The sequence below is a fragment of the Amycolatopsis sp. cmx-8-4 genome (assembly GCF_046548675.1).
Classification (GTDB): Bacteria; Actinomycetota; Actinomycetes; order Mycobacteriales; family Pseudonocardiaceae; genus Amycolatopsis.
In genome coordinates this window covers 33228-53062 of the sequence record NZ_JAEBDZ010000023.1, presented here as the reverse complement: position 1 = coordinate 53062, position 19835 = coordinate 33228, and the positions used below count along the sequence as shown (strand labels likewise).

The 19835-nt window shown below is 70.3% G+C and carries 16 protein-coding genes; 5 read left to right on the top strand and 11 right to left on the bottom strand.

Features of this window, described 5'->3' with window-relative positions; genetic code table 11:
* Positions 1-38: 38 nt before the first annotated feature.
* The 3 genes from ACLJQZ_RS36045 to ACLJQZ_RS36035 all read right to left on the bottom strand — a co-directional run bounded on the left by ACLJQZ_RS36045 (position 39) and on the right by ACLJQZ_RS36035 (position 7351).
* Entirely contained in the window at positions 39-3809 is a 3771-nt protein-coding gene (locus ACLJQZ_RS36045; protein ID WP_410624642.1) for a DNA gyrase subunit A, read from the bottom strand.
* A gap of 29 nt (positions 3810-3838) precedes the next feature.
* Positions 3839-5890 (bottom strand): type IIA DNA topoisomerase subunit B, encoded by a 2052-nt coding sequence (locus ACLJQZ_RS36040; RefSeq protein WP_410624640.1) that lies wholly within the window; start codon positions 5888-5890, stop codon positions 3839-3841.
* A gap of 132 nt (positions 5891-6022) precedes the next feature.
* Entirely contained in the window at positions 6023-7351 is a 1329-nt protein-coding gene (locus ACLJQZ_RS36035) for a hypothetical protein (RefSeq protein ID WP_410624638.1), read from the bottom strand.
* 114 nt (positions 7352-7465) lie between these two features.
* Between ACLJQZ_RS36035 and ACLJQZ_RS36030 the strand changes: the two genes are divergently transcribed.
* Both ACLJQZ_RS36030 and ACLJQZ_RS36025 read left to right on the top strand, forming a co-directional pair.
* Entirely contained in the window at positions 7466-8563 is a 1098-nt protein-coding gene (locus ACLJQZ_RS36030) for an LLM class flavin-dependent oxidoreductase (RefSeq protein WP_410624636.1), read from the top strand.
* Positions 8560-9156, top strand: a complete 597-nt coding sequence (locus ACLJQZ_RS36025; RefSeq protein WP_410624634.1) for an FMN reductase — start codon at positions 8560-8562, stop codon at positions 9154-9156. Before ACLJQZ_RS36030 ends, ACLJQZ_RS36025 begins: the two co-directional genes overlap by 4 nt.
* On the opposite strand, the gene ACLJQZ_RS36020 is transcribed toward ACLJQZ_RS36025, so the two are convergent.
* The 3 genes from ACLJQZ_RS36020 to ACLJQZ_RS36010 are packed head-to-tail and all read right to left on the bottom strand — an operon-like array spanning position 9144 to position 10406.
* On the bottom strand, positions 9144-9743 hold the full coding sequence (locus tag ACLJQZ_RS36020) for a dihydrofolate reductase family protein (RefSeq protein ID WP_410624632.1): 600 nt from the start codon (positions 9741-9743) through the stop codon (positions 9144-9146). The genes ACLJQZ_RS36025 and ACLJQZ_RS36020 overlap by 13 nt on opposite strands.
* Before the next feature lies 1 nt (position 9744).
* Positions 9745-10074, bottom strand: coding sequence for an SRPBCC domain-containing protein (locus ACLJQZ_RS36015; protein WP_410624630.1), 330 nt, complete (start codon positions 10072-10074; stop codon positions 9745-9747).
* A complete protein-coding gene (locus tag ACLJQZ_RS36010) occupies positions 10071-10406 on the bottom strand; it encodes an ArsR/SmtB family transcription factor (protein ID WP_410624628.1) in 336 nt (111 codons plus the stop codon). The genes ACLJQZ_RS36015 and ACLJQZ_RS36010 overlap by 4 nt, the downstream gene beginning before the upstream one ends.
* A gap of 142 nt (positions 10407-10548) precedes the next feature.
* Here ACLJQZ_RS36010 and ACLJQZ_RS36005 point away from each other — a divergent pair, with 142 nt between their 5' ends.
* Both ACLJQZ_RS36005 and ACLJQZ_RS36000 read left to right on the top strand, forming a co-directional pair.
* A complete protein-coding gene (locus tag ACLJQZ_RS36005; protein ID WP_410624626.1) occupies positions 10549-12009 on the top strand; it encodes a serine hydrolase domain-containing protein in 1461 nt (486 codons plus the stop codon).
* Complete coding sequence (locus tag ACLJQZ_RS36000) at positions 11976-12392, top strand: PGPGW domain-containing protein (RefSeq protein ID WP_247061384.1); 417 nt, start codon at positions 11976-11978, stop codon at positions 12390-12392. Before ACLJQZ_RS36005 ends, ACLJQZ_RS36000 begins: the two co-directional genes overlap by 34 nt.
* Here the strand turns inward: ACLJQZ_RS36000 and ACLJQZ_RS35995 are convergent.
* Positions 12385-12948 (bottom strand): TetR family transcriptional regulator, encoded by a 564-nt coding sequence (locus tag ACLJQZ_RS35995; RefSeq protein WP_410624624.1) that lies wholly within the window; start codon positions 12946-12948, stop codon positions 12385-12387. The genes ACLJQZ_RS36000 and ACLJQZ_RS35995 overlap by 8 nt on opposite strands.
* Before the next feature lie 60 nt (positions 12949-13008).
* Here ACLJQZ_RS35995 and ACLJQZ_RS35990 point away from each other — a divergent pair, with 60 nt between their 5' ends.
* Positions 13009-13680 carry a TetR family transcriptional regulator gene (locus tag ACLJQZ_RS35990; RefSeq protein ID WP_410624622.1) on the top strand — a complete coding sequence of 224 codons (672 nt, stop codon included), beginning with the start codon at positions 13009-13011 and terminating at the stop codon, positions 13678-13680.
* A 4-nt stretch (positions 13681-13684) separates the two neighbouring features.
* Here ACLJQZ_RS35990 and ACLJQZ_RS35985 read toward each other — a convergent pair whose 3' ends face one another.
* The 4 genes from ACLJQZ_RS35985 to ACLJQZ_RS35970 form a co-directional block, all read right to left on the bottom strand.
* Complete coding sequence (locus ACLJQZ_RS35985; RefSeq protein WP_410624621.1) at positions 13685-14335, bottom strand: epimerase; 651 nt, start codon at positions 14333-14335, stop codon at positions 13685-13687.
* A gap of 10 nt (positions 14336-14345) precedes the next feature.
* Positions 14346-14741: a carboxymuconolactone decarboxylase family protein gene (locus tag ACLJQZ_RS35980; protein WP_410624619.1), complete on the bottom strand. Its 396-nt coding sequence runs from the start codon at positions 14739-14741 to the stop codon at positions 14346-14348.
* A 76-nt stretch (positions 14742-14817) separates the two neighbouring features.
* Positions 14818-17199 carry a DNRLRE domain-containing protein gene (locus ACLJQZ_RS35975; RefSeq protein ID WP_410624617.1) on the bottom strand — a complete coding sequence of 794 codons (2382 nt, stop codon included), beginning with the start codon at positions 17197-17199 and terminating at the stop codon, positions 14818-14820.
* 120 nt (positions 17200-17319) lie between these two features.
* Positions 17320-19815, bottom strand: a complete 2496-nt coding sequence (locus ACLJQZ_RS35970; RefSeq protein WP_410624615.1) for a LamG-like jellyroll fold domain-containing protein — start codon at positions 19813-19815, stop codon at positions 17320-17322.
* Positions 19816-19835 lie beyond the last annotated feature (20 nt).

Below are 19835 nucleotides of genomic sequence, written 5' to 3'. Positions count from 1 at the left end.
AGAAACAGTGTTCTAACACTGTTTCTCACTCACGACCGTCAGTCGCGCTCGATGAGGTGGCCCACTACGTCCGGGCCTGGGTGCGCGTGACCCGAGCCGTCGCGGCGGACGTCCACCTCCGGTAGTTCCACCGGGTCTCCGTTGCGGGCCGAACCCGCCGGGCGGGGGCCGATCCAGGCCACCCTCAGCTCTGTCTCGCCCTTCAAGAACCGCTGGGCCCTGACTCCGCCCGTGGCTCGGCCCTTGGCCGGGTACTCGCTGAACGGCGTTACCTTGACGCTCACGCCCGTCGCCGTGATCACCATCGGCTCGCCGTGCTCGTCGTCGTCCGTGCGGAGCGCTCCGAAGAACACCGCCGCGCCCGCGCCGACGTTGATGCCCGCCATGCCGCCGCCCTTCAACCCCTGGGGGCGGACCAGCGATGCCGCGTACTTCAGCAGTGAGGCCTCCGACGTCAGGAACGCCAGCATCTCCGTGCCGTCGCGGAGCCACGTCGCGCCGACGACCTCGTCGCCGTCCTTCAGGCTGATCACTTCGAACTCGTCCGAGCGGACCGGCCACTCCGGCGAACACACCTTCACGACGCCCGCGCGCGTGCCCAGCGCCAGGCCCGGGGAGCCTGCCGCCTGCTCGCCCAGCGGCGCGATGCCGACGACCGTCTCGCCCTTCTCCAGCGGGACCAGCTCGCGAGCCGCCATGCCGCCGCGCAGGGAGACCGTGCCCGCTTGCTCCGGCAGCACCGGCAACGGCAGCACGTCCGTCTTGAACGCCCGGCCGCGGCTCGTCACCAGCAGCACCTGGCCGCGCGCGGTCGTGTGGACCACCGCCGCGACGGCGTCGTGCTTGACGCGGCCGTTGCGCCGGCGCGTCTCCGTCGACTCCTCGGACTCCGCTGCCGTGCGCGCGACCAGGCCGGTCGCCGACAGGATCACCTGGCACGGGTCGTCCTCGACCTCCAGCGGCCCGGACGGCTTCGACGCGGCCAGGACCTCCTTCAGGTCGCCGTCGATCAGGGCGGTGCGGCGCTCGGTCGGGAAGTCCTTCGCGATCTTCGCCAGCTCCGACGAGACGAGCTTCTTCAGCACGGACTCGTCGTCGAGGATCTTCGTCAGCTCCGCGATCTCCTCGCGCAGCCGCTCCTGCTCGGACTCCAGCTCGATGCGGTCGTACTTGGTCAGCCGGCGCAGCGGGGTGTCGAGGATGTACGTCGCCTGGATCTCGGAGAGCTTGAAGCGCGTCATCAAGCCGTCTTTCGCGGCCTGCGCGTTGTCGCTCTCGCGGATGAGCTTGATCACCTTGTCGATGTTGAGCAGGGCGATCAGCAGGCCGTCGACCAGGTGCAGCCGCTCTTCGCGCTTGCGGCGCCGGTACTTCGTCCGCCGCGTGACGACCTCGTAGCGGTGCCGCAGGAAGACTTCCAGCAGCTCCTTGAGCCCGAGGGTCTGCGGCTGGCCGTCGACGAGGACCAGGTTGTTGATGCCGAACGACTGCTCCAGCGGCGTGAGCCGGTAGAGGTCGGCCAGCAGGGCCTGCGGGTTGACGCCGACCTTGCACTCGATGACCAGCCGGGTGCCGTTCTCGCGGTCGGTGAGGTCCTTGACGTCGGCGATGCCGGTGAGCCGCTTGGACTTGTTGACCTCGTCGGTGATCTTCTCGATCACCTTCTCCGGGCCGACGCCGTAGGGCAGCTCGGTGACGGTGATCGCCTGCCGCCCGCGACTGCCCTCCAGGGGCCCGGTCTCGACGTTCGCGCGCATCCGGACGACGCCGCGGCCGGTCTCGTACGCGCGACGCACCTCGTCGAGGCCCAGCAGCTTGCCGCCGGTGGGCAGGTCGGGGCCGGGGACGAACTCCATCAGCTTGTCGAGCGTCGCGGTCGGGTGCGTGATCAGCCACCGCGCCGCCGCGACGACCTCGCCGAGGTTGTGCGGGATCATGTTGGTCGCCATCCCGACCGCGATCCCGGACGTGCCGTTGACCAGCAGGTTCGGGAACGCCGCGGGCAGCACGGTCGGCTCTTCGAGCGAGCCGTCGTAGTTGGGCCGGAAGTCGACGGTGTCCTCGCCGAGCTCACCGACGAGCTGCATGGCCTCGGGGGACATGCGTGCTTCGGTGTTGTGGTTGACGAACCCACCGGCCAGGAAAGAGTGGTCCTCCGTCTTGACGCGCACGGAGTAGACCTCGGCCGGAGCGGCGGCGACGGCCTCGGTGACCTCTTCGAACCGGTATCCCGAATCCATGATCGGCAGAATCGTGGCCAGGATCTCGGTGTCCTTGATCCGGTCGATGATCCGGAGCCGCTCGGTCTCCCAGCGCTCCATGCGATCGAAGTTGTGCTGGGTCAGCCACTTGCGTCCGCTGCCCCGACGATCGAAGTCGAGCGCACCACGGACGTAGTCGGCGACGAACGGGACTCGATCGGAGCTGAGCCGGTGCGGGCGCAGGACCGAACGCTGCAGCAAGGTCTGCAACTTGGCCTGCTTGGTCTTCAGGAAGCCGACGCGCTCCGCGAATGCGCGGACGTTGCGCAGGCCGGAAACGACCAGCCGGTGTTCGACCGATCCGCTGGGGCGGGTGTATCGGCGATGAGTGGCGATGACGCCGAACTCGGCCAGCAGCTCCTGGAGTTCGGCTGCCAGCCGCTCGCTGTAGCTGCTGTACTGGACGGTGAATCCGTCGAGCGCGACACGGCAGCCGCCGTCGCCCTCGAACGCGGCCATCAGGAAGGCGCGTTTGATGCCGGGATCGCCCTTCCAGACACATTCCGGCACGAACTTGTCGCGGGCCTGGTGGCCGATGAACTCCGCGAGCGGGCTCGCCCGGAAGGCGTCCATGCCTCCCGCGTACTCCTGCACGTCCAGTTCGTGGATCCGCTTGCGGTCCTGACGGGTCTGCCTCTCGGACACGTAGCGCTTGCCGGCGACGACCTGGTCGTAAGCATGGAGCACCTCGTCGAAGAAGTGCTTGTCGGTGTTGTTGAACCCAGCGCGGTGCTCGCTGGCGAAGCCTTCGGAGACCCAGGCGCCGGCGAGCACGCCGAGGTTGTACTCCCGCGCCGTCGGGACGACCTGTGACCAGGCGTTGCGGGCCAGGCACACGATCGTGCCGGGCTTGATCTCGTCCAGCTGCTTCCACTGGAACACCGGAACGCCCATCGGCGCTTCGAGGCACAGCACCGGGTGGTTCTCACTGCCCCGGATCGAGAAGCCGGACTTCGTGGTCACCCGGACGGTCGGGTGGACACCGGAGTTGAAGACCTTGTCGACCTGGACGGCCTTGCCGTCCTTATCCAGGACCTCGAAGTCGGCGTCGGCCTCCGAGTCGGCAGGGAGGCTGACCACGTCGGCGATACGCGGGCTGGATCCGTCCGCGAGGCGGATTCGGGTGTCGCCCGTCACGCAGTAACGCGAAGCGGCCGGTCCATCGTCTGGGGACCCGAAGTTTCCGTGCCCGTCGATGAGTGGGACGTTCAGCGAGAAGTCCTGCGCCAGCCGCACCATCGCGTCGTAGATCGCGACGTCACCGTGCGGATGGTATTTGCCCATGACGTCGCCGACCACGCGGGACGACTTCACGTACGCGTGCGTCGGGCGGTAGCCGTTCTCGTTCATCGAGTACAGGATCCGGCGGTGCACCGGCTTCAGCCCGTCCCGCGCGTCCGGGAGGGCGCGTGAGTGGATGACCGAATACGCGTACTCCAGGTAGGAGTCTTCGATCTCCGTCTTCAGCGAGTTGTCGAAGACGTTCGCACCGGCGGAGTCGAACGCGCTGGGATCGACCTTGGTGGTGGGGCCCTTGCGGCGTGCCACGGCAGAACTCCTTGGTAGCTAAGAAAATATCAAGCGTCGATGGCGTCGCGGTCGATCCGGTCCGAGGAGGCGACCAGCCAGTTCCGCCGGGGCTCGACCTTCTCGCCCATCAGCAGTTCCAGCGCGCCCTCGGCGGCGTCCGCGTCGTCCATGGTGATGCGGCGGACCGAGCGGGTGGACGGGTTCATCGTGGTGTCCCACAGCTCGTCGGCGTCCATCTCGCCGAGGCCCTTGAACCGCGGGACCGGCGTGACGATGCTCTTGCCCGCCCGCTCCAGCTGGGCGAACTTCGACTCCATCTCCTGCTGGGTGAAGGTGAAGTGCGTCTCCGGGTTGCGGCCCTTGGTGACGAGCTTGTGCAACGGCGGCATCGCGGCGTACAGCCGGCCGTCCTCGATCACCGGGCGCATGTACTTGGCGAACAGCGTGATCAGCAGGGTCCGGATGTGCGAGCCGTCGACGTCCGCGTCCGCCATCAGGATGACGCGGCCGTAGCGCATGGTCGTCAGGTCGAACGTGCGGCCGGTGCCCGCGCCCAGTACCTGCACGATCGACGCGATCTCGGCGTTCTTCAGCGTGTCGCCGAGCGAGGCCTTCTGGACGTTGAGGATCTTGCCCCGCAGCGGCAGCAGCGCCTGGTACTCCGAGACGCGCGCCATCCGCGCCGACCCGAGCGCGCTGTCGCCCTCGACCAGGAACAGCTCGCTGCGCGAGACGCCGGTGGTGCGGCAGTCGACCAGCTTCGGCGGCATCGCCGCGCCTTCCAGCGCGGTCTTGCGCCGGGCGGCGTCCTTCTGCTGCTTCTGGGTGAGCCGGACGCGGGAGGCGTCGACCACCTTCTGCAGCACGACCTTCGCCTCGGACTTGGTCTTGCGGTCCTCGGTCCAGGCCTTGACGTGCTTGTCGACGATGCCCTGGATGACGCGGGTGACACCGGCGGTGGACAGCTCGTCCTTGGTCTGCGACGTGAACTGCGGCTCCGGCAGCCGGACGTGGATCACCGCGGTCATGCCCTCGAGGACGTCCTCGATCGTCGGCATGTCCTCCTTGGGCTTGAGCAGCCCGCGGGTCTTGGAGATGGCGTCCTGCAGCGCCTTCGCCATCGCGCGGTCGAAGCCACGGCGGTGCGTGCCGCCGTGCACGTTGCGGATCGTGTTGGTGAAGCACTCCACCGTGCGCTCGTAGCCGGTGCCCCAGCGCAGCGCGACCTCGATCTCGGCGCGGCGCTCCACATTGGACTGCATGACGCCCGCCGCGTCCGCCGCGTTCTCCTTGTACGTGCCCTCGCCGGTGATCAGCAGCGTGCCGCAGACCGGCTTCTCGCCCGACGGGGTGAGGAAGTCGACCATGTCCACCAGCCCGTGCGGGAAGTGGAAGGTCTCCTCGTTGATCGTGTCCTCGATGGCGGTGCGCAGCACGTACGTGACGCCCGGGACGAGGAACGCGGTGTTGCGCATCTTGGCCCGCACGCCCTCGACGTCGAGCGCCGCGCCGGACTCGAAGTACCGCGAGTCGTACCAGTAGCGGATCGAGGTGCCGCCGCGCTCGCCGCGCTTCATCTTGCCGACGAGGTTCAGCCCGGAGCGGCGGGTGAACTTCGCCTTCGGGCCGGGCGCGTCGAAGGTGCCGGGGACGCCGTGCTTGAACGACATCTGGTGGACCTTGCCGTCCTGCTTCACGGTGACGTCGAAGCGGTGCGACAGCGCGTTGACCGCCGAGGCGCCGACGCCGTGCAGGCCGCCGGAGGTCTTGTAGCCCGAGCCGCCGAACTTGCCGCCGGCGTGCAGCCGGGTCAGCACCAGCTCGACGCCGGACAAACCGGACTTGGCGTGCGTGCCGGTGGGGATGCCGCGGCCGTCGTCGTCCACCTGGACGCTGCTGTCGGCGTGCAGGGTGACGACGATCTTCGTCGCGTACCCGGCGACACCTTCGTCCGTGGAGTTGTCCACCACCTCGGAGAAGAGGTGGTTGATACCACGGCTGTCGGTGGAGCCGATGTACATCCCGGGGCGTTTGCGGACGGCTTCCAGACCCTCGAGATGCGTCAGGTCATCGGCCCCGTACAAGGTCTCGGCAGTCACAGGGTCGTTCTCCCGGATCGTGGCTCGCGAAGGTTCAGTGAGGTGCGGACTCGGCCTGCACCGTACTGCAGGATATCCGCCTGCTCCGACAACTTCCGCGCGTCCGTCCCCCGGTGTGGCGTGAACCGCCCCCTAGCGGGGGTCGAAACCGAGGTCGGGCCACAGGCTGAGCACCGCTTCGATCTTCCGCGGGACCTGGAAGCTGTTCCGGAAGTTCGGCTTCTCGCCGATCGTGGCGAGCCCCTTCCGCAGGTCCCCGAACGCCGGCCGCGACACCGTCTCGCGCGTCAGGATGTAGCAGTAGGTGCGGCGCGGGTAGGCGTACTCGTCGATGTAGGCGTGCAGCACGAGGCCGGGGGCCTCGATCCGCGACCCGACGAGCGCCCGGCCCTGCTTCTGGCTGTAGACGCGGATCACGTGCACGCCGGCGCGCAGCGTGCGCGGCGGGTCCTGGCCCTGGCCGTCGTCGGCCCAGAACAGCTCGACGCGGAACGGCGCCTCGCCGTCGTCGCCGGGGTGGGTGTGCTCGCGGGCCAGCTCCTCCAGGCGGTACTCGGCCTCGGCCGACGGCTCGCCGCCTTCGACGATGCTCACCAGGTACAGCTCGGCCGGACGCGGCCAGGACGGCCGGGGGACGTCGGTGGCTTCGGCCGGTTCGGTTTCGGCCGCGGCCGCAACCGGTTCCGGGCTTCCGGAGGTGACGGCCGGTGTTTCGGCGGGCGTGGCGTCCGACGGCTCGGCCGGGGCCGGCGTGTCGGTCACCGCCGGGCGCACCGGCGACGGGGCGGGCGGTGCCGGGCGGACCGGCGTGACCGGCGGGGCCGGGCGGACCGGGGACGGCGGGGGAGTGGCGGCGGCCGGACGGACCGGCGTCACCTGCCGGGTCGTGACGACCGGCCGGGCCGCGGGCGTGCGGGCCGGCGTCGCCGGACGCGGCGGGGTGACCAGCTTCCCGGCGCCGTACTGCTCCAGGAGCGGCTCCAGGTCGCCGGCGGTGAGCGAGGGCCCGGCCAGGTCGGCCCATTCGAGCCAGGCCTCCTGAGCTTCCTCGACGGTGTTCTTCTCCGTCGAGAGCGTGACCGCCTCGAACAGCTGCCGCGGGCCGGCGGCGGTGACGTCGGCCGAGCCGACCACCACGAACGCCGGGTCGTCCTCGGCGATCACCAGCTTCGCGTTCAGCCCGCGCAGCGAGTGCACGGCCACGCCGGCCTTCACCCAGTGCAGCAGGGCGTGCGGGCTCGTCGTGCCGGCGAGCACCGAATCCAGGCCCGCGTCCGTGATCAGCGTGTCGCCCGGCTGCAACGGCAGCAGGGCGGCCGCGCCGGGACCGACGTGACCGAAGGCGGCCACCAGGTTCCGGCGTGGGCTGAGCAGTGGGGTGATCGAGGCCCAGATGTCGCGGCCGGTGAGAAGTCGTACCGAACGTTCTGCCAAACCCAGCCGAGCGAACTCCGCGTCCATGCCTCTGACCTTAGCTGGTGCCCCTCGGACGCCGACGGGGCGGAATATCTCTTGCTTGGAAGTAGTTGAACGCGCATGTAAGATGGGCACGCGCCTTCGGAAAGGGAGCAGGTCATGCAGTTCGGAATCTTCACGGTGGGCGACGTCACGGCGGACCCCACGACCGGCACCACGCCCACCGAGCACGAGCGGATCAAGGCGATGGTCCGCATCGCGCTCAAGGCCGAAGAAGTCGGTCTCGACGTCTTCGCGACGGGTGAGCACCACAACCCGCCCTTCGTGCCCTCTTCGCCCACGACGATGCTCGGCCACATCGCCGCGCAGACGTCGAAGCTGATCCTCTCGACGTCGACGACGCTGATCACCACGAACGACCCGGTGAAGATCGCCGAGGACTTCGCGATGCTGCAGCACCTCGCCGACGGCCGCGTCGACCTGATGATGGGCCGCGGCAACACCGGCCCGGTCTACCCGTGGTTCGGCGAGGACATCCGCCAGGGCATCCCGCTCGCCATCGAGAAGTACGCGCTGCTGCGCCGCCTCTGGCGCGAGGACGTCGTCGACTGGGAGGGCAAGTTCCGCACGCCGCTGCAGGGCTTCACCGCCACGCCGCGCCCGCTCGACGACGTCCCGCCGTTCGTCTGGCACGGCTCCATCCGCAGCCCGGAGATCGCCGAGCAGGCCGCCTACTACGGTGACGGCTTCTTCGCGAACCACATCTTCTGGCCGAAGGAGCACTTCCAGCAGCTCATCGCCTTCTACCGCCAGCGGTTCGAGCACTACGGCCACGGAAGCGCGGACCAGGCGATCGTCGGCCTCGGCGGCCAGGCGTTCATCCGGCCGAAGTCGCAGGACGCGTGGACCGAGTTCCGGCCGTACTTCGACAACGCCCCGGTGTACGGGCACGGCCCGACGCTGGAGGAGTTCACCGACCAGACGCCGCTGACCGTCGGCAGCCCGCAGGAAGTCATCGACAAGACGCTGACCTTCCGCGAGCACTTCGGCGACTACCAGCGTCAGCTGTTCCTGATGGACCACGCCGGCCTGCCGCTGAAGGTCGTCCTCGAGCAGCTCGACCTGCTCGGTGAGCACGTGGTCCCGGTGCTGCGCAAGGAACTCGACGCGATGCGCCCGGCGCACGTGCCGGACGCGCCGACGCACGAATCCCTGAAGGCCTCGAAGGACGCGGCGCTCGTCGGGAGCCAGGCGTGAAGCTCGCGGTGGTGACGGCCGGCCTGTCGGTGCCGTCCTCGACCCGGTTGCTGGCCGACCGGCTGGTCGCGGCGACCATCAACGGGGTCGCGGCCGGTTCGCCGGTCGACGTCGAAGTCGTGGAGCTGCGCGACATCGCGCTGGACGTCACGAAGAACCTGCTCACCGGCTTCCCGAGCCCGGAGCTGCGCCAGGCGATCGAGACGGTCACCGGGGCGGACGCGCTGATCGCCGTCACACCGGTGTTCACCGCCGGCTACAGCGGCCTGTTCAAGTCGTTCTTCGACGTCCTGGACGCGGAGTCGCTGGTGGGCAAGCCGGTCCTGCTCGGCGCGACCGGCGGCACCGAGCGGCACTCGCTGGTGCTCGACTACCAGCTGCGGCCGCTGTTCGGGTACCTGAAGGCGGACCCGGTCGCGACGGGCGTGTACGCGGCGTCGTCGGACTGGGGCAGTGGTGAAGGCGCGCTGCAACGGCGGATCGAGCGGGCGGGCGCCGAGCTGGCGACCCTCGCCGCGGGCCGCCCCGTCGTGCCCGAGACGCCGTCCTTCGTGCCCTTCGACCAGCTGCTGGCGTCCACTCAGGACCGGTAGCGCACCCGGTACCGCAGGTGGGTGACGCCTTCGCCCTCGACGACCTCGACCCGGTCCAGCTCGGCGCCGCCGGGGCCGAGGTGGTCGAAGTAGCGCACGCCCTCGCCGAGGAACACCGGCACGAGGTCGATCGCCAGCTCGTCCAGCAGGCCGAGGGTGAGGCACTGCTGGGCGATGGCCGGGCCGGAGACGCCGACGTTGCCGTCACCCGCGGCTTTCGCCCGCTCGATCGCCGTCTCGACGTCCGGGCAGAACGTGAACGGCGCCAGGTTCTCCGCGGGCCAGTCCGCGGGCGGTGGGCGGTGGGTGACGACGAACGCCGTGCCGCCGCCGAGCGGGCGGCCGCCCCAGCCGTGGGTGTGGTCGAAGACCGTGCGGCCGCAGACGAACGCGCTGTGCTCGGCCTGAGCCAGCTGTCGCCGGAGGTAACCCGCGCTCGCTTCGGCGACGCGGAACGTCATCGGGTAGCCGACCATCGGCACCTCGACGTCGCCGGCGGAGTACCAGTCGAACAGCGGCCCGACGGAGTTGTCGGGCCGCGCGACGAACCCGTCCAGCGACATGCAGAAGCTCGCCGCGACGGTCATCTCAGGCGTCCTTCTCGAGCAGCGTCTCGAGGCAGACGTCGCCGGGCGCGCCCTCGAACTCGAAGGTCTGGATGATCTTCCCGGCGCTCACCGTGTGGTAGACCCCGCGGAAGCGGTACTCGCCGCGTTCGTCGCGGTGGACGTAGTGGTAGCCGCCGCCGGACCGCGCGTCCAGCTCCAGTGGTTCCATCTCCATGCCGTGCGGGCCCAGCCAGCGCACGATCAGGTCCGGGTCGGTGTAGGCCCGCAGCACCTTCTCCGGCGACGCCGCGACCTCGCGGGTGACGTCGATGAACGGGGTGCCGGGCTGGGCGGTGATCGTGGTGCTCATCCGTTTTCCTCCAGGGTTTCCAGGACGGCGTCGAGCCGCCGGTAACTGCGTTCGGTGGCCAGCCGGTAGGTGTCGATCCAGCCGGTCAGCTCTTCGAGGGCGGCCGGGACGAGCCGGCACGGCCGCCGCTGGCCGTCGCGGCCGCGGCTGATCAGCCCGGCGTGCTCCAGCACCTGCAGGTGCCGGGAGATTGCCTGCTTGGTGATCGCGAAGGGCTCGGCCAGCTCGTTGACCGTCGCCTCGCCGCGGGAGAGCCGGGCGATCAGCGCGCGGCGCACGGGGTCGCCGAGTGCGGTGAACGCCCGATCCAGCGCCTCGTCGTCAACCGCCATCTTTATCAACCAATCTGTTTATCAACCGATGTGTTGAATATAAGAACGCGCGGGGCCGTCGTCAAGGAGGTGTCGAAAGTAGGGGATGGCTCGCGCCGTCCGGCAGCCGACGGTGGGTGGGCCCGTTGCCTACTTTTGCGCTATGACCAGGCTTTTCGCGCTGCTCGGCGCGTTCTTCTTCCTGCTGGCGACCCCGGCTTCGGCTGCTCCCGCCCGGGAGGGCATCGACGATTACGTCCGCGCCTACCTCGACCACGCCGGCCTGCCCGGCGCCGCGGTCGCCGTCACGCACGGCGCCGACGTCGTGCGTGTCGCCGGCTACGGCCACGACGCGGCGGGCGTGCCGATCACCGCGTCGACCCGGCTGCCGATCGCGTCGCTCAGCAAGTCGATGACGGCGTTCGCCGTGCTCCAGCTCGTCGACGCCGGCCGCGTCGGGCTCGATCAGCCGGTCACGCGCTACCTGCCGGAGTTCCGGCTCGCCGACCCGCGCGGCACCCGGATCACCGTGCGGATGCTGCTCGACCAGACGTCCGGGATGGCCGACTCGGCGTTCCCCGACCTGACGCTGCCGCAGCCGCACACGCTCGCCGAAGCCGTCTCCCGGCTGCGGGACGCGGGCCTGGCCGACGAGCCGGGCGCGAAGTTCCACTACCACAACCCGAACTACGAGGTGGCCGCCCGGATCGTCGAGGTCGTGGCCGGTCAGCCGTTCGCCGGGTACCTGCGGACACGGCTGTTCGCGCCGCTCGGCATGACCTCCAGTTCCACTGTGGACAGTCCGCCGGCGGACCTCTCGCCGGGGTACGTGCGGGCGTTCGGCTTCGCCGTCCCGGTCGGTGAGCCGGACTGGTTCACCGGCGGCAGCCACGGCGTGCTGAGCACCGCGACCGACCTGACGCGGTGGCTGATCGCGCAGCGGGACGGCGGCGGCGTGCTCTCGCCGGCGTCGGCCGCGCTCGCGCACACCCCGGCACCCGGCCGCGACTACGCGTTCGGCTGGGGCGCCTACCGGCCGGGACAGCTGTCCCACAACGGCGAGTGGTTCAGCCACACCGCCGCGCAGATCCTGCTGCCCGGCGGCTACGGCGTCACGGTGCTCGCCACGACCGGGCTGGCCTTGGACAACGACGCCGAGTCGCTGGCGCAGGGCCTCGCGACGCTCGTACAGGGCGGGACGCCGGAGCTCGCGCTGCCCGCCGGCGTCGTCGCGGACCGGGTGCTTGCCGGGCTGATCCTGCTGTCGGTGGTGCTGGCCGTGCTCGGCGTCCGTCACGCGCGGCGGTGGGCGGCGCGCCGGACGTCGTGGTGGCGGGCCGGGCTCCGGCTGCTGCCGAGCCTGCTGCCGGCGGTGGTCCTGGCGCTGCTGCCGCAGCTGATGAGCGTCGTGTTCGCCGGGCGGCAGGGCACGTTCGGGCAGCTCCTGTACGTCTGGCCGGGCGTCGTGAGCTGGCTCGCGGCGGCCACGCTCTGCGCGTTGGTGGTGTCCGCGGCGCGGATCCGGGTACTCGCGAGTGGCACGCGACGGCACAACCGGGAAGAATCGGGCGGAACGAGGGGAGTGGCCGAGTGGGGATCGGTAAACAGGCCAAGCGCATCATGATCACGGTGGCGGGCGGGATCCTGCTGGTGGTCGGCGTACTGCTGCTGGTCCTGCCCGGGCCCGGGCTGCTGCTGGTGCTCGCCGGGCTGCTGCTGCTCGCGTCGGAGTTCCCGAAGCTGGAGCGGTACGTCGACCCGGTCCGCGACCGCGCGATGAAGGCGGCCGAGGAGAGCGTCTCGTCACCCCTGCGGATCGCCGGCTCGGTGCTGGCCGGGCTCGCCCTGCTGGCGGCGGGCATCGTCTGGGGCACGGTCAAGTCCCTGCCGTTCAGCGGCTGGAGCACCGGGTCGAGCCTGATCCTGTCTTCGGTGATCCTGTTCGCGCTGCTGATCTGGAGCTACCGCCGGGTGAAGTCCCGCCGGGAGGAGAAGGCGGTCAGCTGATCAGCTTGCGGACCGCTTCGGTGACCGTCGCGCGGCGGTAGGCCTCGTCGTCGGGGGCCGTGGCGATCATCTCGGCCGTCTGGGCCGACCACATCGCCGCCAGCGTCAGCACCATCATCAGCAGCTGTTCCGGCTCGAAGCGGTCCGAGACCGTGCCGGCTTTCTGGGCCGCGCGGATGGCCTCGACCTTGCCCTTGGCCGAGTCCTCGATCGCCTGGATCGTGCGGCCCGTGCCGGCGCGCTCGAGGCGGTACCAGGCGGAGATCCGGGTCACCTCGGGGTAGGCGACGTAGTTGTCGAACAGCCGGCCGGCGTACCCGGGCAGGTCGTCGGCGGTGATCGGCGTCTCGGCGAGGGTGCGCTCGACGATCGTGTCGAAGACCGCGTCGAACAGGTCGTCCTTGCTGCCGAAGTAGGTGTAGACGAGGCCCGCGCTGCACTTCGCGCGCGTCGCGATCCGGTCCATCCGGGCGCCGGCGATGCCGTGCGCGGCGAACTCCGCCAGCGCGGCTTCGAGCAGCTGACGGCGCTTCGCGGCGGGGTCCCGGGTGGCCATGTCCCGATTCTAGTTGAACGAACGTTCAGCGCGGCCCGCCCGGACGGTAACCTCGCCCCCATGAGCGGCGGATTCCAGCGCGCCCGGCGGCCCGAGCAGATCGAGGCGCGCCGCACCGCGATCCTCGCCGCCGCGCGCGAGCTGCTCGCCGAGCGGCCGGTCGCCGAGATCAGCCTGCGGGAACTCAGCTGCCGGGTCGGGCTCGCGAAGTCCAACGTCCTGCGCTACTTCGACAGCCGTGAGGCGATCTTCCTCGAGGTCCTCGACGCCACCTGGACGGACTGGCTCGACGACCTGGAAGCGACCCTCGCCGACCCCGGCCCGGACGAACCCGGCTTCGCCCGCGAAGAACGTCTCGCCGCGACGCTCGCGACGTCGCTGGCCGGGCGTCCGCTGCTGTGCGACCTGATCAGCTCGATGGGGTCGGTCCTGGAACGCAACATCTCGCTCGAGTTCGCCCGCGGCTTCAAGCGCCGCGCGGCCGCGAACACCGAACGGCTCGGCGAGCTGGTCCGGAAGCGGCTCCCCGAGCTGACGGCCGAGGGCGCGGCGCACTTCGCGGGGGCGGTGGTCGTGGTGGTGTCGGGGCTGTGGCCGTACGCCAACCCGACCGACGCCGTCGCGGCGGTGACCGCCGAGCTGGGCGGCCCGCCGGCCGCCGAGTTCTTCACGACGGCGCTGGCCGAGGGCCTGGCGAACTTGCTCGCGGGGCTGGTCGCGCGGGGCCGGTGACGGCTCAGTTGGCGCGTTCGGCGGCCGCGTTGATGTCGGGGTTCTCCAGGATCTGCCGCTCGTAGCCGTGCGCCGCGACCTCCAGCATCGCGCGGCCGATGTCCTCGGTGGTCGTCACCACCCGCGGCGCCAGCCGGCTCAGCACCGGGTACAGCGGCGCCACCACGCGGTAGATCGTCCGGTACAGCGGGGTCTTCGACGTGATCCCGTGTCGCGGCTGGATGTAGCCGGGGCGGAAGAAGAACGTCCGCAGCGGCAGCTTGGCCAGCGCGTTCTCGGTCGCGCCCTTGACGCGGGCCCAGCGCACCCGGCCGCGTTCGGTGCTGTCGGTGCTCGCGCCCGAGACGTACACGAACGTGGTGTCCGCCGGTAGTGTCCGGGCGACCGCAAGGGTGAGCTGGTAGGTGATCCGCTCGTACTCCTCGGCCGCCACGCCGACCGACGACAGGCCGAGGCAGAAGAAGCACGTGTCGTAGCCGGTGATCGGCTCGAGGGCGAACAGGTCCTTCTCGACCTTCTCGGTGAGCTTCGGGTGGGTGGTGCCGACCGGGGCCCGGCCCACGGTCAGCACCGCCTCGACCCGCTCGTCCAGCAGGCATTCGCGCAGCACGCCTTGCCCGACCATGCCGGTCGCGCCGAACAGGACCACCCGCACGAGCCCACCCCTACTCCCCGGTCACCGGCAGCAGCCCGCGCTCGCCGAAGACCTTCTTGGCCACGAAGGTCGCGTTCAGCGCCTTCGGGAATCCACAGTAGACGGCGGAGTGCAGCAACGCCTCGACGATCTCGGCCGGCGTCAGCCCGACGTTGAGCGCCGCGTTGACGTGCACGTCCAGCTGCGGCTCGCACCCGCCGAGGGCGGTCAGCATGCCGAGCGTGACGAGCTGCCGATCCCGCGGCGCCAGCCCCGGCCGCGAGTAGATCTCCCCGAACCCCCAGGAAACGACGGCCTCACCCAGCGCGGGCGAGACGTCGGCGAGGTTGTCGAGGACGCGCTGCCCACCCTCGCCGTCGATCTCGGTCAGCTTCTTCAGGCCACGTTCGAAGCGCTCGTCGGTCATGTCGGGTTTCCTTTCCCCAGCGATCTGTTCGGGATCGACGCTAGGGGCTGGAGCGCGCTCCAGGGCAAACCCGGATTCAGCTCGCCCGCACCGCGCGCGGCAGGCTCGCCGGATCCGGGGTGACGTAGAAGCTGGTGTACGAGGTGTCGGAACGCTGTCCCGCCGCGTCGGCGCTCCAGACCGTCACCGACAGCAGTTCACGCTCCTGAAGCGCCGGCGCGGTGAACTCGAACACCCCTGTGCCGTCGGCGGCGGGCTGGACGGCCACCTCCGGTCCGGTGGTGCTCCACGTCCGGACGGAGTAGCCGTACGACGCCAGGCCCGGTTGCACCGGCGTGACCGTGCAGTGGACCACCTGGCCCGGCTGTGCGCCGCCGTTCGCGTCACAGGTGAGCGGCGGCGCCGCGGACCGGGGGTAGAACGAGTAGTACGCCGTTTCCGACACTGTGCCGTCGGCGAAGGTGCTGGTCACCTCGAGGTACTGCGTGTCGGTCGTCAGCGGGGTCAGGACCGCGCTCGCCGTGCTGTCCGGTCCTTCGGGGACGGTGACCGCCGACCCGCCGTAGGTGTAGGTGTAGCTCACGACGCCCGGCACCGACGACGAGAACCGGAACGTGCCCGGCGTGGTGACGTACCCGCCTTGCCGGCCTTCCGGGTACTCGGCGCTGGTCGCGGTCGGCTCGTTCGAGGCGATCTGGACTTCGGCCTCCCGGGTCGCCGACTGGATGCCGTCCGCGGTGGTCGTGTGGACGTCCAGGTAGTGGCCGTACGCCGAGCCGGGCACGATCGTCACCCGCGCCGTGCCGTCCGGACCGACCGGGACGGTCACCGGGTCGCCGTAGTCCCAGTCGTAGGTGAAGGTCACCGAGCCGGGCAGGATCGCGTGCAGGGTGAAGACCACCGGCTTGCCGACCATGGTGTCCGCCGGCACGTCGACCACGGGCAGACCGCGGTCGATCGGGAGCTGCCCGCCGCCCGGACCGGACAGGTTGCCGTTACCCATCCGGGCCCGCACGGTGACGTAGTAGGGCTTGGTCGCGTCGGACGGCGTGACGTCGATGGTCGCGGTGTGGTCCGATCCGGCCGGCGCGGTGATCTCCGGTCCACCGTCGATCGAGTAGACGTACCCGGAAGCGCCGTCGGCGCCGTGCGGGGCGAAGGTGCAGTGCTGGGTCTCGCCCAGGTACGCGTGGGCGGGGGCGCACGTCATCGACGGGCCGTTGGCGGCGACCCAGAAGCGGTAGTCGGTCCGGTCGGACCACGTGCCGGCCGCGTCGACACTCCACACCGACAGGTACTGCGGGCCACTCGAGTCCGGCACGACGGTGACGGTGGCCGGACCGCCCTTGTGCGTGGCCGCGACGTAGTCGCGCGAGGAGTCGAAGAGCCCGTAGTAGTAGCCGACGACGTCCGGGACGCCGTTGGCCGTGAACGTGAACGAGCCGGGCACACCGGTACCACCGGTGCCGAGGCCGACTTCGTAGTAGTCCTTCGAGGACACGACCGGCGGCTTGTCCGGCGGCACGAAGTCGGTGGTCAGCTTGCAGACCGCGCTCCACGGCCCGGCGTCCGGGCCGTCGAGTCCGCGCACCTGCCACGCGTACGTGGTCGCGTCGGCGAGCCGGCTCCGAACGTCCATCGAGGCGTTGCCGCCGCTGCTGAAGGAGTTCTGGATCGTGACCCGCTGCTCGGGGTGGTCGACTGGCCACAGTGCCCACTCGGCTTTGCCGAAGTCGCCGTCAGGGTCGGTGATCACCGCGCCGAGGTTTGTCGAGCCACCGCCGACGATGACCGGCTTCGCCGCGCAGGCGTGGGTGGTGTCGACCGTGAGCTGCACGGGCTTCAGCGGCGCGCGGTTGTAGCTGATGCTGAGCGTCGCGTGCGGGTTGTAGGCGCGCCCGGACTTCGGGTCGCTCTGCTGGGCGTCGGGCAGCCGCAGGGCGAACGTCGCGGTCTTGCGGCCGGCGTCGAGCGCGTTCTGCAACGCCGTGGTGGCGTTCCAGAACACCCCGCGAGCGGGGCAGGACGTGTCGATGATCGGACCGCCCGCCTCGACCAGTTCGGCCGGCTGGTTGTTCCACGTCGGCTTCTTCGCCGGATCGGTCAGCCACAGCTCGGTGGTCCGGGGCGCCGAGCAGTCGGCGACCGTGGTCTCGTCGACGGAGACGCCCGCTCCTTCCAGGCGCGTCCCGCGCAGGGCCGAGAGGTCGAACGTCACGTAGGACTTCGAGACGTGGGTGACGCCGTTCGCGTACGTGTGCGCGCCGACGGGTACATCGCCCGCCGGGTCGGTGAAGCTGGTGCGCGGCGCCGTCGAGTCGACGTACGCCCACGAGCCGGCCGCGATCTCCGTGATCGTCGACGCGGCCGCGGGTGCTGCGGTGACGACGGCCGCGCCCGCGGCCAGTAGTGCGGAAGTGACAGCGAAAACGGCCGCCGCCCGGACCTTCGAGCCCATCGGGCCTCCCCCTGGAGTGTCGGTTCAGTCCCGTATCGAGGGGGGTCCGGATGGTGTTACCGGGAACGCGGAAAGGCCGCATCGGGATCTTCCCGATGCGGCCTTTCCGGACGAAACCGGCTACTTACCGCTGCTGTACAACGCGCTCACGTCCGCGTCGGACAGCGCCCGGTCGTAGACGTGGACCTGGTCGACCGCGCCGTTCAGGTAGTCGACCGGGCCGCCGCCGTACTTGCCGCGGCCGATCACCGTGTGGCCCGTCGACGGGTCGCCGAGGCAGACGCTCTTCGTGGCCGCCAGCTGGCCGTCCACGTACAGCTTCAGCGTGCCCGACGCCGCGTCGCGGACGCCGACCACGTGGTACCAGCGGTTCGCTTCCGGGGCCGCCGGCGCCAGCGCCCGCGTGCCCACGAAGCTGAACGCCAGCCGGTGGTCCGCGCCCGAGTACTGCAGGAAGAACGCGCTGGTGTTGTCGCCGTCCTGGCTGACCACCGTCTGGAAGCCGTCACCCACGGCGTTGAACTTGACCCACGCCGCCGCGCTGTAGCTGCCCTCGGTGTTCACCAGCGACGCGCCCGTGTCGGCGTACTGGCCCGACCCGTTCACCGCCAGCGCCGAACCGCTCTTGCCCTCGGTCCAGGACGCGCCGCCGACCAGCGTGGCGTCGTGGTCGCCGACGGCGTCCGCGGCCACCGTGCCGGTGTTCTCGTCGAACGGGTAGGCGGCGATGCCGTCGATCCCCGGCGTGCCCGCCGGCACCGAAGGCCCGGACACCGGCTTGCCGGTGGCGCCCTTGATGACCGCCTCGTTGGCCGCGCGGACCGCCGCGAAGTCCATCTTCTTCACCTGCCGGTCGTAGGTGAAGAAGCCGTTGACCTCCTTCTCGACGTCGGTGGTCTGCGTGTAGACACCGGCCGAGACGCCGCACCGCTGGGCGACCAGCAGCAGGCGCTGCTGCAGCTCGCCGTAGCGCCGGGTCAGCGTCGCGCTGTCGGGCTCCATCTCGTAGGCGAAGCTGCCCGCCGGGTCGAACTCGTGCCCGGCGACCTTCAGGCCCAGCCCGCCGTACTCACCGTCGACGGCCGCGCGCGTACCGGTCTGCAACGGCGTTCCCGGCCCGGTGTAGGTGTGGTCGTCGTAGATGTCGCCCTTGCCACTGTCCGGTTCGGACCTACAGCAGTTGACGCCGGATTCGGCGTTGACCAGCCGCGAGGGATCCCACGACTTGACCTCGTCGGCGATGCGGCCGACCTCGTAGTCGCCCCAGCCCTCGTTGAACGGCACCCACGTGACGATCGACGGGAAGCTCGAGTGCTGGTCGATCATCCGGTGCATCTCGGACTCGAAGTTCACCCGGGACGCCGCCGAAGGTTCGATGTCGTCCTTCATCGCCGGCATGTCCTGCCACACCAGGAGACCCAGCTTGTCGGCGTAGTAGTACCAGCGGTCCGGCTCCACCTTGATGTGCTTGCGCACCATGTTGAAGCCGAGCGCCTTCTCCTGCTGCAGGTCGAACTTCAGGGCCGCGTCGGTCGGCGCGGTGTAGATGCCGTCCGGCCAGAAACCCTGGTCCAGCGGGCCGACCTGCATGACGAACTTGCCGTTGAGCAGCATCCGCTGCTTGCCGTCAGCGGTCTTGCCGACGCTCACCGACCGGATGCCGAAGTACGAACCGACTTCGTCCCCTGTGGACAGTCGCACGCGCAGGTCGTAGAGGAACGGGTCGTCCGGCGTCCACAGGTGCGGCCGGTCCACCTTGAGCTTCAACGGCTTGTTCGCGTCACCGGTGACGCGCCCGACCGGACGGCCGTGGTCGTAGGCGATCGCTTCGACGCGCTGCTTGACCGGCCCGCCGACCACGGCGTTGATCATGACCGACCCGGACGCGGCGTCCGGGGTGGTGTCGAGGCGGTCGATGTGCGCCGAGGCGACCGGCTCCATCCAGACGGTCTGCCAGATGCCGGAGGACGGCGTGTAGAAGATGCCGTCGCCGGGCTGGCGCTGCTTGCCGATCGGCTGCCCGCCCTGGTCGTTCGGGTCGGCGACGCCGACGACGATCTCCTGGGTCTTGGCCGTGGTCAGCGCGTCGGTGACGTCGACGGAGAACGCGTCGTAGCCGCCGGTGTGGCGGGTGACGGTCTTGCCGTTGACGATGACCGTGGCGTCGTAGTCGACGGCCTGGAAGTGCAGCTGCAGCCGCTGACCCTTGCCGACCTGCCAGTTCTTGGGCACCTCGAAGGTGCGGCGGTACCACATGTTCGTCTCGTGGCGCATGATCCCGGACAGCGCGGACTCGACCGGGTACGGCACGAGGATCCGCTCGCCGAGCGTCTTCCCGATCGGCGCGGCCTCACCCGGGGTCGCCTTGGCGAACTCCCAGACGCCGTTGAGGTTCTGCCACTTGTCGCGGGTCAGCTGCGGCCGCGGGTAGTCGGGCAGGGCGTTGGTGGGCGACACGTCCTTCGTCCACGGCGTGGACAGCGGGGGCGTCAGCCGCTGCCACTGGGGTGCGGCCGCGGCACTCGCAGCGGGCGCGGTGCCGAGACCGGCCACCGCGATGGCGAACGCGGCGGTGGCGGTGAGCCATCTCCGGGTTTTTCGGGCAGGACGAAACATCGTTGAGACCTCCTGATCGG